Origin of the sequence: [Clostridium] scindens ATCC 35704, assembly GCF_004295125.1 — a bacterium.
Classification (GTDB): Bacteria; Bacillota; Clostridia; order Lachnospirales; family Lachnospiraceae; genus Clostridium_AP; species Clostridium_AP scindens.
This window is the reverse complement of record NZ_CP036170.1, coordinates 2,071,020-2,085,681: the sequence shown is the minus strand read 5'-3', so window position 1 is coordinate 2,085,681 and position 14,662 is coordinate 2,071,020. Positions and strand designations below refer to the sequence as shown.

Here is a 14,662-nt window from a genome sequence, read left to right as displayed (position 1 = left end):
AGCAGATGGATTTGTTCAACTTTCCTGCTATTTGTGCACAGCAAAACGAATGGGCATACAATCCCCATGTACATCCTGCTATGCAGTTACGTTTCCATTAGCAAGAAGCTGTCCTCATCCTCTCATCTCCATTTCATCTTATTCTTTGGATAGGATAGCATAGAATTTCCAGAAAGGCAAGCTTCGATTTTTATTCTACAATATTACCCTTCCCGTATTTTCCCAAGTCTCTCCCATATCCGTGCTGATATACTTGTATAATACGCCCGCCATTTCTTCGTATCCATCCTGCCCTACGTAGAATATCCATGTATCATTTTCTTTCTGCGGGGCATAAACCATGGTCCACCCCTCTGCCGGAGGATCCATACGTACTTCCTCCCAGGTATTCCCTCCGTCTTTTGTCCTCTTAAAGTCCAGCATTTCATGGTCTGTGACCGCCGCCATTCCATTCATGCTGTCAAAGAAGGTAAAGCCATTTACTAGGAACGTCATAAAATCATCGATCGGCTTTTTGGCTGTCCATGTGTTTCCCATGTCCGTGCTGACAGAAAGTACGGTCGCTTCGGACCCCATGGTCTTATCCACGCACATCAGCGCATAGATAAAACTGCCATCCCCGCTCATCCCTGCATAACTACGTCTAACGCCGGGGTGATCCAGCACTTCCTTGTTGGTCCATGTCTCTCCGGCATCCTCCGACACGATCATGGTGACCGGCATTTTCTCCCGTCCTCCGTAGACGAAGAAGGTCTTATCCGGCGCAATATAATAACTGCCGCTTAAAAGAGAGATCCGATCTGTCTGAGTATCTTCCCCGAACAACTGATCCATCGTGATAGGAACGCTTTTCCAGGTACCTCCGTTGTCATAGGAAATGGACAGAGTCTCTCCCTCTATCTTATACCGATCCGGCGAAACAGGAGTCGCCTCTGCCCGGACAGGCTGGAACTTTTCTTCAATAGCGTTTAATACGTCCTCCGTCTGTGCGATGCCTTTTAGATTAAAGGTATAATCCTTAGCCTGTTCGCCATATACCGTAAGGTTGCAGTGTATGGCATTGTCATTGCCGATTTCCCCAAATTCCGTATATATGGTATCCTCCGGGTTTACATCGTGGATCTTGACTGCGGCAGCAACAGCAAATTCCTCCCTGCTTCCGGCCAGCGGCCTGGACCATTGCACCTCGATATAAGAGTAATACTTCTCCTTTGGAATATTCGGCTCGTCAATAGTTTCTGTATCTTCATAAAGATAGGAGGCAAAATACCGCTCCAGCATGGTAGCAGCAGCGGCTGCATAGTCATCCGGATCCGCAGCCAGAACCTCGTATGGGTTCTTCGGAATCTCCATAGACTGCACGTCTTTGCTCTCATAGCGGTCTTCTGTCACAATGACATCCGACTCCTCCAAAGGCGTCAATTTTTTTATTTTGTTAATAACATTTTCGTTAAAAGACTCGGGACGCTTTGCCTTTTTGAGGGCTGCCGGCAGGTCATACTGCCCTGAATCCGTGTAGCCCGGCTTCACATCCTGCCCATCTTTAAACAGTTTTCCAATTACCGGAATCTGCTCAAAAAATTGATACCTGCATCCAGTGCACAGCACCGCGGCACAGACGCATAAGGCTATGACTCCTGCCATTTTTCTGTACTTGCTCATTCTACTCGCTCTCCTTCTTCCTAGTCGTATCCTCTGTTCCTGATTGGCACGTATTACATGGTTTCCGACGGTGCATAGACAAATCGGATGGGCGTCCGTTCTTCCTTCTTATCTGGGCAGTAGATGGAGAGGCTTGGCCCATTCACTTCCACGCTTGAATAATCGTCAGGCAGCGTAACCTTTCCTTTCTGGTCGATATAGCGGATACCATCCGCCGCTCCCAGATATCCCCAGGATGCAATTCCTTTGTAATAGAATCCGTAACGCTCTTCATCCCACTGCCTTACTACATCCTGGACATTAATATTCCCCGCCATTTGAAAGAGTATCTCCATATCATTGTCCGGATCGTATTCTTTCTGCTCGCTCTTATCGACTCCCGTCCAGTCTTGAGTGTGTATCAGCATCCGCTTGTCTGTCTGCGGCTCGTAGGATACCAGATACGTAGTCCTGAGCTTATAGTCCATATCGTATCCATAGATGAAGGCATAGATGCTTTCAATCTCTCCATCCTTCTTAAATATAATATCCACATTCTCGGTCATAAGGTGAGGCATCAGTTCTACTTTCGTTTGCACCCTATCCATAATTCCTGAAAGCCCGGTTTTGTAGAAGTTCTTTTCCTTAAGCCTTACCTTTTTGTCTGTCTTTGCCTCCTGAATCTTCCAGGCCAGCTTTCCATTGAGATTCACCATGCACCTTCCTACGGCAAAGGTGCCGCATGCTGTTACGAATATCCAGAATGCTGCAATCACGATGCGCAGCTTTATGCCCCGGACGCGCCTGGCATGCTTTTTCAGCAGACTCTCCTGGGCCTCTGTCATATCCTGCCTGGGAATTGGCAGAAAACGCCGCCCTTCCAGGATAAGGATATAATAATGCCTGCTTTCCTTTACCCGCTTTACTTCCCGCCAGTGGATGTCAGCCTTCTTGCGGTAGGACATGTCCACCACGACGATACCCTCTTCCGACAGTTCCAGGAGCTCCCCGCCAAGGATCACCCGGCGTCTTGCCGCAATATAGACAGCGGCTGCCCCTTCCAGGATAAACAGCAATATTCCGAATGAATAGATGGACAGCCATAAAAGATTCCTTTTCAGCATTCCGATATAGGCTAACTGGTACATGGTCTGCCATGCTTCCAGATACAAGAATATCAGCACCGGGTTGGCCAGCCTGATGAATAACCGGTCTTTGATCAGAAGCCACAGATATCTACTGTCTGACACACGGTACACGCTCCTGTCTTCTCTGTCTCTGCCTGCTGCCGCCGGGCGGCCACCTGTCAGTTCTTCAACGGATACCCGAAGAATCTCCGCCAGACGTATGATATTCTCCGTGCTGGGGCTTGACAGATCCTTCTCCCACTTGGAGACCGCCTGCCGGCTTACGCCCACCAGAGTCGCAATGTCTTCCTGTGAAAAATTCTGGCTCTTTCTCCTGGATGCGATATTTTTTCCTAGCGACATCCTGCTCACCTCCATGTAACAAGCATAACAGAATAGGCGGTTGCAATCTACCAACTATTTGTCAACTATTGGTTGCAACCGCCTATTTTCTACTATTTTTCATTAGGAACTATTTTTTCTGCTTCAGAATCCTGCTTACGATCAGGCACAGAAGAATGGTGATTACCATATCCGGAAGTGTATTGCCTACCGGCATATCTATGTGCATCAGAATCCTGTATATAGCAAATCCCACAATCCATACCAGCAGGTTGGGGATATTGGCCCGATCTTTGCTGCTGTCCCTTTTCAAAAGGAAGAAGTCCGCGATCTGGATGGCGATCATCGGCGCGAACACAGAGCCTATCAAATACAGGAAGTCCGTGATATTGTCCATCGGATACACGATAGCCGCAATCGTTCCGATCACCGTCACAATGACAGCCACATGCTTTCCGTTCCACCTGGCGATGATAGATTCGCTGGATATTCCGGCGGAATATGCATCCAGAAAGGTTGTGGTGACCGTGGAGAACACGATGATCAGAAGGCCTGCAATGCCAAGTCCCGCCTTCAGCATAATCTGGGCAATATCATACTCTCCCGTATAGATCGCGGCCCCCATTCCAATCACGTACATCCAACAGCTGACAAGCCCATATACGATAGCGCTTGCCGCCGTCGCCTTTACAGGCTCCCTGGCCTCCCTGGTGTAATCGCCGATTAGCGGAAGCCAGGATAGGGGCATGGCAACAGACAGTTCCACTGCCGCTCCGAAGGTCATGCTGTCATCGGCGGCCATGCCTATGGCACCACTGTCAAAGAAGATCACCTTGCACAGAATCAGCGTCAGAATAAAGAGCGCTGTCATGGCAAAGGCATTGACTTTCCCAAGATTGGTGATCCCAATCATGATCCAGAGAATGATCAGAATGCCGATGACGAGGCACCATACCCATCTGCCGGTACGGACCACGCCGTTCGCCGCCAGCGCTCCATCGTAGATCATGATGGCCGTCCAGCCCACCAGCTGCAATACATTCAGAACAGAGAACAGAAGGCTTCCTTTCTGGCCGAAGCTCATCTTCACGGTCTCCATGGCGCTTCGTCTGGCCTTGCCTCCGATCACGCCCGCCAGAAACAGCATGACACATCCAATGATATGGCCAAGGACGATAGCCGCCAGTCCTCTTTTAAATCCCAGCGGCGCAAGATAGGTACCCGTAAGAATCTCCGCAATTGATACCCCTGCGCCAAACCAGATCAGTCCATTTTCAAATATAGAGGTACGCTTTTCTTCCATTTCCTAGCACGCCTCCCCTTTGTTTGAATCAGGAGCAATTCTCTCTTCCTTCTCCCGGATAAACTCTCCCGTCAGGGCAAATCCGTGATCCATCGGGCCGCTTCCTCGTCCCAGGTCAAGCATCGCGCCCAGCGCGCCGGATATATACGCCTTGGCACGTTCTACAGAGGTGTCAAGGTCAAATCCTTTCGCCAGATTCGAGGCGATGGCGCTTGAAAGCGTGCAGCCTGTGCCGTGAGTATTCGGGTTATCTATGCGCCTGCCATTGAACCATTTATAAGAATCTTCCCGGTACAGAAGGTCATTGGCATCATTGATCTGATGGCCTCCTTTTAGAAGGACCGCGCAGGAATAGGTCCTGCTGATGGCTCCCGCCGCAGCCACCATGTCTTTCTGCGTCTCAATTGCCAGGCCGGACAGCACTTCTGCCTCCGGTATATTGGGCGTCAGCACGCTTGCCATCGGAAGCAGGCATTCTTTCAACGTCTCAATCGCCTCGTCACTGATCAGCCTGGAACCGCTGGTGGCAACCATGACCGGATCCACGACAATCTTGTCTGCCTTGTATGCTTTTAACTTTTCCGTGATGATGCGGATCAGAGGGCTTGCCGATACCATTCCGATCTTAACCGCGTCCGGGTAGATATCCGTAAAAATATCATCTAACTGTTCTGCTAAAAATTCTGGAGTCACCTCCATAATGCCTGTCACGCCGGTAGTATTCTGCGCAGTCAAAGCTGTGATCGCGCTCATGGCGTATACGCCATTTGCGATCATCGTCTTGATATCTGCCTGGATGCCGGCGCCTCCGCTGGAATCGCTCCCAGCAATTGTTAATGCTGTTCTCATCTGTATATATCCTCCTCATAAAATCCTGCATTAATTTTATCAAGCGACAGAAGGTGGTGCCCCCAATCTACCGCCGGTCTAAGCATCACCTGGATGCATATTCCCAAAATGTCTGAAAATCGGTCAAATCCTCAAGATAAATATCCGAGTGCTTTCGGATCTCCTCCTGCTTCGATTCGCTGAATCTATCGTATATGCCTACCGTCTTGAAACCGGCATTGTCCGCCGTCTCGATGGCATGAAGCACATCTTCGAACACATAGGTCTCCCGGGGCTCTGTCCCCAGATACCTGCCGGCCGCAAAGTAGATATCCGGTCTGCTCTTGCCTGCGCCTACCTGGGAGCAGGTAAAAATCTTCTGAAAATATTGATTCACATTCAGTCTTTTAAATGCCGCTTCAATATGCTCCAGTTCGCTGGATGTTGCCACCGCCATGGGAATATCTTTTCTTGACAATTTCCCCAAAAAGTCGGCTGCCCCCTTCTTTAGAGGGGCCTCATAAAAGTAGTAGTCTCTTACCGTATCCCCTACTCCTTCGATAATCTGGCTTACGCTAAGTTTCAGGTCATACCTGGCCTTCATGTAGGCAGCCCCTTCCTGAAGACTCATGGGAAATAATAGTTTCCCCAAATCTTCCTGGGCCTGGATGCCAAGCCCTTTCAGATACCTGGCTCCCGCATCTTCCCAGATTGCCATGGAATCAAGAAGCGTCCCGTCTACGTCAAATATCGCGCCTCTTATCATGCGGTTACCATCTTCTCTGTCAGGCCTCTTAATTCCCTGGCCGCTTCTTCTATATCATCCTTTGCAAAAATCGCGCTGATAACGGCAATGCCGCAGATCCCGCTGCCGGAAAGTTCCAGAATATTCTCCTTGCTGATCCCGCCGATAGCAATGACTGGTATCTTTACCGCCTTGCAGATGGCTTTCAGCGTATCGTGGCTAACTTCCAGAGCATCTGCTTTCGAGCCGGTCGGGAACACCGCGCCAACTCCCAGATAATCGGCTCCATTTTGCTCTGCCATCACCGCCTGCTCTACCGTCTGGGCGGAGACGCCGATTATCTTGTCCGGACCCAGCTTTGCCCGCACATCCCCGGCCTCCATATCACTCTGCCCAACATGCACGCCATCCGCATCTACTGCCAGGGCGATCTCCACATTGTCATTGATGACGAATGGAACCTGATAGCGTCTGCACAGTTCTTTGATTTCTTTGGCTTCTTCCAGAAAATGCTCCTCATCCAGTTCCTTCTCCCTTAACTGGATGAAGGTGGCGCCTCCTTTTAGCGCTTCCTCCACCTGGCTGTATAGCGTCCTGCCGTTCAGCCAATGCCTGTCCGTCACAGCGTATAATAATAGGTCTTTCTTATCGCACTTCATATTTTGCTCCTTTATCCAAAGTCTCCATATCCATATGGTATATCGCGTCGATGATCCGGTTCCGGTACGCGGAATTGCCATCTCCTTCCTGCATTAAGTTCCATCCGATCTCTCCTGCAAGTCCCATTGCGCAGACCGCGGCAGCCGCAGCCTTTAACTTCTGGTCGGGATTGGCCACTAGAAAAGCAGTCATCAGCCCCGAGAGCTGGCAGCCGGTGCCGGTAATCTTCCCCATCTCCGGACGGCCATTGCGGATCACATAACACTCCTGTCCGTCGCTGACCAGATCGATGGCTCCCGTAATTGCCGCGATGGATCCGGATGTCTTCGCAAACTCCTTGGCAAACACAACGGCTTCGTCCAGATTTTCCTCTGTCACTGCATCCGCCACATCGGCATCCACGCCTTTGGTGGTGCCGCTTCCAAGAGCCAGCGTCTTGATTTCCGAGATATTGCCTCGGATGACGTCCAGATGAAGTTCCTCCATCAGTTTTACAGCCGTATTGGTGCGAAGCGCGCTGGCGCCTGCCCCTACAGGGTCAAGAAGCACCACATGGCCCAATTCATTGGCCTTATGGCCAGCCACGAACATGCCTTCTATCGTTCTTTTATTCAATGTGCCGATATTAATATTCAATCCGCCGCAGATGGCAGTAATATCCTGAACATCCTCCGGCTCATCGGACATGATCGGGCTTCCCCCGCAGGCAAGCAGCACATTTGCGACATCATTGACCGTCACATAATTGGTAATATTATGTACCAGCGGCATCGTCTTTCTTACATTGTCTAAACACTTTCCCAGCATTTCCTATTTCCTCCTTTTGCGCATGAAAAACGGATATGCCGCCTTCGGCATATCCGTCTGATTACATACGTTATGTCCCTACGTTGGCATTATCCAAATCAGGTTTATGGGTCAAGGCAATATCAGCCTACTCTCAGCCTGCTCCATATCTGCAAGCTCCCCGTTGTTCTGTTTTATACAACGTTAATTATACTACTTTCCAGTTTCTTTGCAACCTTTTTCCACAATTTTACCTTCCGCAATTTGTTGTATGGTTAATCAACTAGATCAAACCAATTTATTATACAACTAAATATTTTTTAGACGATAATTTATGTATGCTCATAATTGGCTGTGCATCTCTACCAGTTAACTGAATAACTGCCTATAAATTTCCACGCACAGGATTGTGCCGGAGGTGTACAGCATTTCCGGGTGAATCGCGTTTTGGGTCTTCCTTGGCACCCTTCTCCAATTAATATTTTCTTAGGGTATCATTGGAATCATCCGTAGTCTTCTCTATCTTCTTGACCACCACGTAATATCCATTGTCGCCATTGGTCTTAACCTTTACGCGGTCTCCCGCCTTTCGACCTTTGATGGCCTTCCCCAGCGGGGATTCTATGCTGATCAGGCCCTGTAGGGAATTGCCGCGCACGCTGGTGACAAGACGGTAGGTCTCTGTCTCATCATCGTCCTCGAAATATACTTCTACCGTATTATTAATCCCTACTTCATCTTCCCCGGAATCATCCGAGATGATTCTGGCGTTCTTGAGCATCCGCTCCAGATAGCGTATCCTGCTTTCGTTGCGGTTTTTATCCTGCTTCGCTGCCTTGTATTCAAAGTTCTCGCTTAAGTCTCCCTGTGCCCGAGCCTCTTTTACCGCTTCCAGTTCCCTCTTGCGGACCACCAGCTTCCGGTATTCAATCTCTTCCTTTATCTTCTTGACGTCACTTCGCGTTAACTGCTCTCCCATGCGATATCCTCCTCCCGATCAATTTTACGCACCAGTTGTGTAGGTTTGACACGTAACATTTTTCAATTTTACACGTAACACTTTTCAACTTTGTTACGTGCTCATTTTACCTTCCCAAGCATTCGTTTGTCCAGCATTTTTAGCAGGATGAGTCCTGCCAGTGCCAGACAACACTGGGTAACGCCGGCGCTGTCCATACTCCATCAAGCCCCCAGGTCTTTGGGAAGATGAATACCATGCAGAGTGAAAGAAACATTTAATTAAGAAGTAAAAATAGTGTCTTCGACACTTCAACTCCCCTGCCCCTCAATCATGAGGGATAGGGGTTTCTTTTTGCTTCATTTTGCTTCATAATGGTCTTATGAATATCTTACAAAAAATTTTTATCGAACATTATGAAGAAATGATTTATCTTCAACATCCTCGTGATGCTATTGTTGAGAATGTAGAAAAAATGATTCATTGTGGCGATCCATCTTATGGTGGCGCCATGTATATTTGTCCCAATTGTGGTAATTTCAAATTTACTGCTTTTCGTTGTCATTCTCGCTTCTGTCCAACTTGTGGTAACATGTATTCCATTGACAGAACTACTGCTATGTCTTTTAAGATTATTGATGTACAACATCGGCATTGTGTTTTTACCATTGATGATTCTTTGCGGCCTTTTTTTCTTAAAGACCGTTCTCTTCTTAACTGCCTTTTTTCGGCAGTCAACAGCGTGATTTCTCGTATGTTCCATAAAGAAAATAAATCTGAATTATTTACTCCTGGATTTATTTGCGTCCTTCATACCTTTGGCAGAGATTTAAAATGGAATCCTCACATTCACTGCCTTGTTTCTGAAGGTGGTGTTGGTAATACTCTTTCCTGGCGACACTTCAAACATTTTAACTATCATTTTTTACGTGATGCGTTCCAAACTGCTCTTTTAAATGAACTCCATCAAAAAATAGGTCCAGCTTTCAAAAAAGTAAAATCTGCTATCTATGCAAAAGATAAAAATGGTTTTTATGTTCGCGCCATGCCTAACAAGTGTAATCCTTCTCAGGTTATCAAATATATCGGTCGTTATCTTGGCAGACCTGTTATTGCTACTTCTCGCATTGATTCTTACGATGGTGATTTTGTCACCTTCCATTACAACCGTCATGAAGACAATAAACTTATTACAGAAACTGTTCCTGTTTTGGAATTCATTGACCGCTTAACACAACACATCCCTGAAAAACATTTTAAAATGATTCGCTATTATGGTATTTACGCTCGTCACCGTAATTCTGACAATTTTTTACGAAAAGCCATTTCCAGAGAAAAACATAACTTTTTTCTTTCACTCAATAGGTGGCGTGATTCAATCTTACATTCTTTTGGTTACGATCCTTTAAAATGTCCGAACTGTGGAAAAACCATGCTATTTTTAGAACTATATTTTAATCATAATCCTGTTCCTTTGCATGAATTATACGAAAAGGCTATGCAAAAACATAGATGTCGTTCGCCTGCCTCGTTTTCATATCTTCCAAAACCTCTTTTCTCATGATAAACTCAATATATCTTAAGAACGGAGGCCACACTATGAAACGTATAACAGAAGCAGAACTCGCAAAGGAACTAAGGGAACAGTACATTAAAAATCCACCAGAAGGTATGACTTCTAAAGAAGTCCATGACATGAGTGACGACGAACTTCTGGATATGGATTATTTCTTACATGAATTTGATAACCTTGATGATGACGATTTTGGTGAAGAGGGCTTTTACATCTTTTAATCCAAACCGTCTGATTCACTATGCCCGCTTTTGAGCGGGCTATTTTAGTCCCCAAGTTCTCCGAAAGGAGAACTTTCCTATAAAGCAAAAAAGAAACTATCTTCTGCCATTAAATGTCAGAAGATAGTTTCTTTAGACAAATATTAGTATCTAAAATAACAAATAAGGATCATACAGTAAAAAAGTGCCTGCCACCGACAGCAATATATAGATGATTGCCTCTTGCTTTCCTATGGCTCTTGCTTTCAGTCGGATACCGAACAGCCGCACAAATATCTTCCATATGAAATATCCCAATAAAACTCCAAGCGTGTTGGCTGTCAGATCGTCAATATCTGTAGCGCGATAATTAAAGAGCTGGGTAATCTCAATCAGCAATGAGAATCCGGCTCCTATCATCACCGTTTTCCCCAATTTCCTACAATCTTCCCAGATTAATGGAAGCAAAAATCCCAAAGGCATGCACATAACAACGTTTAAGATATAGCCAATCCCAATGGAATCAAAAGGAACAAAATTCACTCCCCCAAGAATGAGATCAGTGTCCGTTCTTAATATATCCCCCAGAAGCCCGATCCCCGTCACCTGGAATACCATCCATATATATATCAGGAAAATATATATCCAGATGACATGTACAGCCTGGCACCTCTGCCCGTTCCTGCGCGCCTTGACTACCAAGATTAACTGATAGACCATGCAGGGAAGGAGCATGCTTGCCAGACTATAAAGCGTAAATACATTCAGCATCCTCAACCCTCCTTTATCTAAGAAAATTATAGCCAAGGATTCTTAAAATAAAGAATGGAATTTTATTAAGGAATTCTGATTTTTTATCCGACGCTTTTATAGAGTTATAGAAACGAATGTTCCATCTACTGCTTCTACATGTATGATTTCCAAGCCTTTGTTCTCTTTCAGCACATCCATGCATTCTTCAAAGATCATGCAAATGATATCCTTTGAGACAAGGCTGTCATATGGCTTAGGCACATCTTCGCCCATCTTATCAAATACAGCCTTGGGAATCAACTTTACAACAACAGAAGCAAGCCCGATTGGCACAGGCATTCTGAAATTCGCATCTTTGGATCTTACGATTACTCTCATAGACAGCTCCTTTATATCCCTACATATACTCTTACAGTAGTACCGTCCGCTGCATCGACATTGACAAAATCGCCTTCGATCTCTTCATCCAGGCATTCCGAGATGGCATCCATCATCTGCTCCAGATCCACTCCCTGCAGATCTTTATCCGCAATGGGAAGCTTGCCTGTCACTTTAAGGATCTTCTTGATAGCGCCCACCGGAAACTGGACATTTACTTTATCGCCATCCACACTGTCTACGATGATTCGGAACATCTTCTTATCATAGCCGGCTTTGGATTTCGCTGGAACCTGGCTTTCTTCTTCCACGCCCATTGCCTTCATAAGCTCGGCTGCCTGCTCTGCCGTAATTGTCCCATCTTCCACCATTTTTAATATTCTGAGTCTCTCATCCATAATTCTTCTCCTATTTCATTGATTATTTTCATTTCTTATTTCAATTGCCTGATTGCTTCTTCCACCGTAATCTCCCCTTGTTCAAGCGCCTTAAGCACAGCCTCGCGCTTCATCATCTCTTCGTCCTGCCTTGTCTCATCTTCATATCCCAGTTTCTTGATTATGGCATCCAGTTTCGCCCGAACAGTAGGGTAAGATATCTTTAGTTCTTTCTCAACTTCCTTGATATTGCCCCTGCACCGGATAAATGTCTCTGTAAAATAAAGTTCCTCTCCAGACAAGTAGTCGAACTTGCTCAGCACAAAGTCATTCTCAATCACCGTTTCGCATTCCTCGCATTTTAAACGGGTTACTTTCAGTTCTCCTCCACACACAGGACACTGGCTGATTACTTTTCTCATACATCCACTTCCCTTCTAATAAGACTAATATAATCCATATCCTTAAAAATGTCAATCATATAATTAATTATTTTAATATAAATCTTAATTTTATTAATGCATCGTTCAACCAATTTTTATTATTAGTTTAATATATTATTAAAAAAAGAATGTGCCAAAGCACATTCTTACACCTAATTTTTAAGTTTCCCGTCGATACTCCAATATGTCTCCCGGCTGGCAGTCCAGCACATCGCAGATAGACTCCAAAGTAGAAAACCGAATTGCTTTTACCTTTCCTGTCTTTAGATTTGAAAGATTTACATTGGATATTCCCACTTCCTTTGATAATTCATTCAGTGACATCTTGCGGTCCGCCATCACCCGGTCAAGCCTTAGTATAATTGCCATGTCACAGCCCCCACTTTCTACAGAATAGAATCCATCTCTTTTTGATACTCGAATCCATACCGCAGAATTCTTCCGAAGAGGACTAATACCAGGCCCGCCATAAACGGAATCATATCGATATAAAATCCTCCTTCAACCCCCGAGAGCATATGCGGCTGCGTATACCCCGGCAAACTAGGAAATATCGCGGATCCAGTAATAAACAGCAGGCCTACTCCGTAAAAAAGCGTTACCAGCGCGCCAGAAAATGGTCTCTTGGAAACGGCAATTTTCACTAAAATAATAAAGCAGAACAGCATAATCACATAGAACATGCAGTTCCAGCAAAAATATGTCATCCCATCCATCTCCCATCCATGATTTCTCAGCGCCCAAGGTATATAATATATTGCACTAAGTCCTGCAAATCCCGTATTTGCTATAGCAAAGTACAGCAATATTCGAAATCCTCTTGAAAATTCCTTTTTTTCTGTCTTTTCGCAATCCATCTGAATCTCTTCCTCTGACATGTGATCCTCTCCTTCCTCTTCTTTTTAACCAATCTGAAGTATACCATATATTCTAATTTAATTCAATAATAATTTAATGATTATCATTAAATTATTATTGAATTAAGTTAACATGAAGAAAGCAGTTATTTACATACATGCCAGATTACGGACCGAACCGCAAAACTCTCGCGGAAAGCAAAACAGGAACCTTCCATCGGGAAGATTCCTGAAAATTTCTAACACTTCTTTAAATGAAGTATTTTCACATTATAACGCGAACAAATCATTTAACGCCTCACTCATCGTCGGATGAGTAAAGATGCAATCCCGCAGCACTGTATAGGGAAGATCCGCATCCATAGCCATCTTAATGATATTGATCATCTCCTGAGATTCTGCACAGAATAAATGCGCGCCAAGAATCTTTCCTGACTCCTCGTCAATAATCGCTTTCAGGAGGCCCTCAAGGCGTCCAATCACCAGAGCCTTGGGAATTGCCTGTGCGGGAAGTACCGATTTCTTTATCGTATATCCTGCTTCCAGCGCCTGCTTTTCTGTAAGTCCTACCCGGGAAAACGGCGGATCTACAAAGATGCTGTAGGGAACTTCTCCTCTATTTAGGGTCGTGCGTTCTCCCGCTCCCAGTACCTGGGATTTCACAATCCTAGAGTCATCCAGAGAGATATAGGTAAACTGCAGGCCCCCGGCTACATCCCCCATTGCCCAGATATGCGAAGCTGTAGTCCTCAGACCTTCATCCGTCTTGACTGCTCCCCTCTCCGTCAGATCCACACCTGCTTTATCAAGATTCAATCCTTCTACATTCGGCCGACGCCCGGTGGCAACGAGCACTGTGTCTGCCCGCAGTATTTCCTGCCTGCCATCCTGGCTTACGCTTACAAGTGCCACATCATCCATATCTCTGACAGACTCTACCTCCGTGCTTTCCATAATCCGTACGCCTTTTTTCTTCAGAAGATCCAGAACGGCCTGGGCCACTTCCTGATCCTCCCTTGGGATAAAATCTTTTCCATTCTGAATCACAGTCACCTGGGAGCCAAAATTGCTGTAGTAGGAGGCAAACTCAACACCTATATATCCTCCGCCAATAATCACTAAGTTCTTGGGAAGACGTTCTTCTTCCATAAGAGTCTCGCTTATGTAGACATGGATGCTTTCATGAATCCCCTTGATCGGAGGGATAAATGGCCTGGCGCCTGTATTTATGTAGAAGTTATCTCCTTCCAATCCCTCCGTCCTTCCATCCTGATAGGCAACCATAATATGATTTGGATCTGTAAAAAATGCTGTGCCTGTTATGACATCGACTCCTGCTGCTTCTGCCAGCTTCTTATAATTCTTATCTCTCAACTTTCCTACCAGTTCTCTCTTCTCCTGGATCACCTTTTTATAGCGCCGTGCCTTATCTTCAAAACTTCCGCCTACTATGCTTGACCTGCGTGCTTCATGCTCCAGAAACTTCGACGGGATGCAGGCTACATTAATACAGGTTCCTCCATACATCTGATCGGATTTTTCAATCAGCGCGACTTCCCGTCCCGCCTTTTTTAGTGCTGCTGCAAGCGTCTTTCCGCCTTTGCCAAAACCAATGATAATATCCTGATACTTTTTCATTTCCATACCTCTTTTCGAACTGTATATTTGAATGTTACATTTATTACTGTAAC

At 45.7% G+C, this 14,662-nt stretch carries 17 protein-coding genes and 1 riboswitch; of the genes, 2 read left to right on the top strand and 15 right to left on the bottom strand.

The genetic code is table 11. The features are described from left to right. Positions 1-195: 195 nt before the first annotated feature. The 8 genes from HDCHBGLK_RS10760 to greA all read right to left on the bottom strand — a co-directional run bounded on the left by HDCHBGLK_RS10760 (position 196) and on the right by greA (position 8,411). A complete protein-coding gene (locus tag HDCHBGLK_RS10760; RefSeq protein ID WP_004605601.1) occupies positions 196-1,662 on the bottom strand; it encodes a WD40/YVTN/BNR-like repeat-containing protein in 1,467 nt (488 codons plus the stop codon). Positions 1,663-1,715: 53 nt separating this feature from the next. Continuing rightward, a complete protein-coding gene (locus HDCHBGLK_RS10755; protein WP_130574594.1) occupies positions 1,716-3,131 on the bottom strand; it encodes a helix-turn-helix domain-containing protein in 1,416 nt (471 codons plus the stop codon). A gap of 109 nt (positions 3,132-3,240) precedes the next feature. Continuing rightward, the gene (gene cytX / locus HDCHBGLK_RS10750) at positions 3,241-4,413 is read right to left on the bottom strand and encodes a putative hydroxymethylpyrimidine transporter CytX (protein ID WP_004605599.1); all 1,173 of its coding nucleotides are present in this window, start codon (positions 4,411-4,413) and stop codon (positions 3,241-3,243) included. Between the two features lie 3 nt (positions 4,414-4,416). After that, entirely contained in the window at positions 4,417-5,262 is an 846-nt protein-coding gene (thiD, locus tag HDCHBGLK_RS10745) for a bifunctional hydroxymethylpyrimidine kinase/phosphomethylpyrimidine kinase (RefSeq protein WP_004605598.1), read from the bottom strand. Positions 5,263-5,347: 85 nt separating this feature from the next. After that, positions 5,348-6,007, bottom strand: a complete 660-nt coding sequence (locus tag HDCHBGLK_RS10740; RefSeq protein WP_004605597.1) for an HAD family hydrolase — start codon at positions 6,005-6,007, stop codon at positions 5,348-5,350. Then, on the bottom strand, positions 6,004-6,645 hold the full coding sequence (gene thiE / locus HDCHBGLK_RS10735) for a thiamine phosphate synthase (RefSeq protein ID WP_004605596.1): 642 nt from the start codon (positions 6,643-6,645) through the stop codon (positions 6,004-6,006). Before thiE ends, HDCHBGLK_RS10740 begins: the two co-directional genes overlap by 4 nt. Further along, positions 6,632-7,453, bottom strand: coding sequence for a hydroxyethylthiazole kinase (gene thiM / locus HDCHBGLK_RS10730; RefSeq protein WP_004605595.1), 822 nt, complete (start codon positions 7,451-7,453; stop codon positions 6,632-6,634). The genes thiE and thiM overlap by 14 nt, the downstream gene beginning before the upstream one ends. Positions 7,454-7,510: 57 nt before the next feature. Beyond that, positions 7,511-7,626, bottom strand: a riboswitch (TPP riboswitch). A 281-nt stretch (positions 7,627-7,907) separates the two neighbouring features. After that, positions 7,908-8,411, bottom strand: a complete 504-nt coding sequence (gene greA, locus HDCHBGLK_RS10725; RefSeq protein WP_009248716.1) for a transcription elongation factor GreA — start codon at positions 8,409-8,411, stop codon at positions 7,908-7,910. A 361-nt stretch (positions 8,412-8,772) separates the two neighbouring features. Here greA and HDCHBGLK_RS10720 point away from each other — a divergent pair, with 361 nt between their 5' ends. Beyond that, positions 8,773-9,954: an IS91 family transposase gene (locus HDCHBGLK_RS10720; protein WP_039909242.1), complete on the top strand. Its 1,182-nt coding sequence runs from the start codon at positions 8,773-8,775 to the stop codon at positions 9,952-9,954. A gap of 35 nt (positions 9,955-9,989) precedes the next feature. Further along, positions 9,990-10,184: a hypothetical protein gene (locus HDCHBGLK_RS10715; RefSeq protein ID WP_004607984.1), complete on the top strand. Its 195-nt coding sequence runs from the start codon at positions 9,990-9,992 to the stop codon at positions 10,182-10,184. Between the two features lie 150 nt (positions 10,185-10,334). On the opposite strand, the gene HDCHBGLK_RS10710 is transcribed toward HDCHBGLK_RS10715, so the two are convergent. The 7 genes from HDCHBGLK_RS10710 to HDCHBGLK_RS10680 all read right to left on the bottom strand — a co-directional run bounded on the left by HDCHBGLK_RS10710 (position 10,335) and on the right by HDCHBGLK_RS10680 (position 14,615). Next, a complete protein-coding gene (locus HDCHBGLK_RS10710; protein ID WP_004605311.1) occupies positions 10,335-10,934 on the bottom strand; it encodes a VanZ family protein in 600 nt (199 codons plus the stop codon). 96 nt (positions 10,935-11,030) lie between these two features. Further along, on the bottom strand, positions 11,031-11,294 hold the full coding sequence (locus tag HDCHBGLK_RS10705) for a hypothetical protein (protein WP_004605310.1): 264 nt from the start codon (positions 11,292-11,294) through the stop codon (positions 11,031-11,033). An 11-nt stretch (positions 11,295-11,305) separates the two neighbouring features. Beyond that, complete coding sequence (locus tag HDCHBGLK_RS10700; protein WP_004605309.1) at positions 11,306-11,692, bottom strand: SHOCT-like domain-containing protein; 387 nt, start codon at positions 11,690-11,692, stop codon at positions 11,306-11,308. A 35-nt stretch (positions 11,693-11,727) separates the two neighbouring features. Then, positions 11,728-12,093, bottom strand: a complete 366-nt coding sequence (locus HDCHBGLK_RS10695) for a DUF2089 domain-containing protein (RefSeq protein WP_004605308.1) — start codon at positions 12,091-12,093, stop codon at positions 11,728-11,730. A gap of 180 nt (positions 12,094-12,273) precedes the next feature. Continuing rightward, positions 12,274-12,483 (bottom strand): helix-turn-helix domain-containing protein, encoded by a 210-nt coding sequence (locus HDCHBGLK_RS10690; protein WP_004605307.1) that lies wholly within the window; start codon positions 12,481-12,483, stop codon positions 12,274-12,276. A gap of 17 nt (positions 12,484-12,500) precedes the next feature. Next, positions 12,501-12,992: a DUF2975 domain-containing protein gene (locus tag HDCHBGLK_RS10685; RefSeq protein WP_004605306.1), complete on the bottom strand. Its 492-nt coding sequence runs from the start codon at positions 12,990-12,992 to the stop codon at positions 12,501-12,503. A gap of 249 nt (positions 12,993-13,241) precedes the next feature. Continuing rightward, entirely contained in the window at positions 13,242-14,615 is a 1,374-nt protein-coding gene (locus HDCHBGLK_RS10680; RefSeq protein WP_004605305.1) for an FAD-dependent oxidoreductase, read from the bottom strand. Positions 14,616-14,662: the final 47 nt, after the last annotated feature.

Excerpts from the sequence above, each read along its gene's own strand:
- HDCHBGLK_RS10760 (WP_004605601.1), bottom strand. The coding sequence starts at position 1,662 with ATGAGCAAGTACAGAAAAATGGCAGGAGTCATAGCCTTATGCGTCTGT.
- HDCHBGLK_RS10755 (WP_130574594.1), bottom strand. The coding sequence starts at position 3,131 with ATGTCGCTAGGAAAAAATATCGCATCCAGGAGAAAGAGCCAGAATTTT.
- cytX (WP_004605599.1), bottom strand. The coding sequence starts at position 4,413 with ATGGAAGAAAAGCGTACCTCTATATTTGAAAATGGACTGATCTGGTTT.
- thiD (WP_004605598.1), bottom strand. The coding sequence starts at position 5,262 with ATGAGAACAGCATTAACAATTGCTGGGAGCGATTCCAGCGGAGGCGCC.
- HDCHBGLK_RS10740 (WP_004605597.1), bottom strand. The coding sequence starts at position 6,007 with ATGATAAGAGGCGCGATATTTGACGTAGACGGGACGCTTCTTGATTCC.
- thiE (WP_004605596.1), bottom strand. The coding sequence starts at position 6,645 with ATGAAGTGCGATAAGAAAGACCTATTATTATACGCTGTGACGGACAGG.
- thiM (WP_004605595.1), bottom strand. The coding sequence starts at position 7,453 with ATGCTGGGAAAGTGTTTAGACAATGTAAGAAAGACGATGCCGCTGGTA.
- greA (WP_009248716.1), bottom strand. The coding sequence starts at position 8,411 with ATGGGAGAGCAGTTAACGCGAAGTGACGTCAAGAAGATAAAGGAAGAG.
- HDCHBGLK_RS10720 (WP_039909242.1), top strand. The coding sequence starts at position 8,773 with ATGAATATCTTACAAAAAATTTTTATCGAACATTATGAAGAAATGATT.
- HDCHBGLK_RS10715 (WP_004607984.1), top strand. The coding sequence starts at position 9,990 with ATGAAACGTATAACAGAAGCAGAACTCGCAAAGGAACTAAGGGAACAG.
- HDCHBGLK_RS10710 (WP_004605311.1), bottom strand. The coding sequence starts at position 10,934 with ATGCTGAATGTATTTACGCTTTATAGTCTGGCAAGCATGCTCCTTCCC.
- HDCHBGLK_RS10705 (WP_004605310.1), bottom strand. The coding sequence starts at position 11,294 with ATGAGAGTAATCGTAAGATCCAAAGATGCGAATTTCAGAATGCCTGTG.
- HDCHBGLK_RS10700 (WP_004605309.1), bottom strand. The coding sequence starts at position 11,692 with ATGGATGAGAGACTCAGAATATTAAAAATGGTGGAAGATGGGACAATT.
- HDCHBGLK_RS10695 (WP_004605308.1), bottom strand. The coding sequence starts at position 12,093 with ATGAGAAAAGTAATCAGCCAGTGTCCTGTGTGTGGAGGAGAACTGAAA.
- HDCHBGLK_RS10690 (WP_004605307.1), bottom strand. The coding sequence starts at position 12,483 with ATGGCAATTATACTAAGGCTTGACCGGGTGATGGCGGACCGCAAGATG.
- HDCHBGLK_RS10685 (WP_004605306.1), bottom strand. The coding sequence starts at position 12,992 with ATGTCAGAGGAAGAGATTCAGATGGATTGCGAAAAGACAGAAAAAAAG.
- HDCHBGLK_RS10680 (WP_004605305.1), bottom strand. The coding sequence starts at position 14,615 with ATGGAAATGAAAAAGTATCAGGATATTATCATTGGTTTTGGCAAAGGC.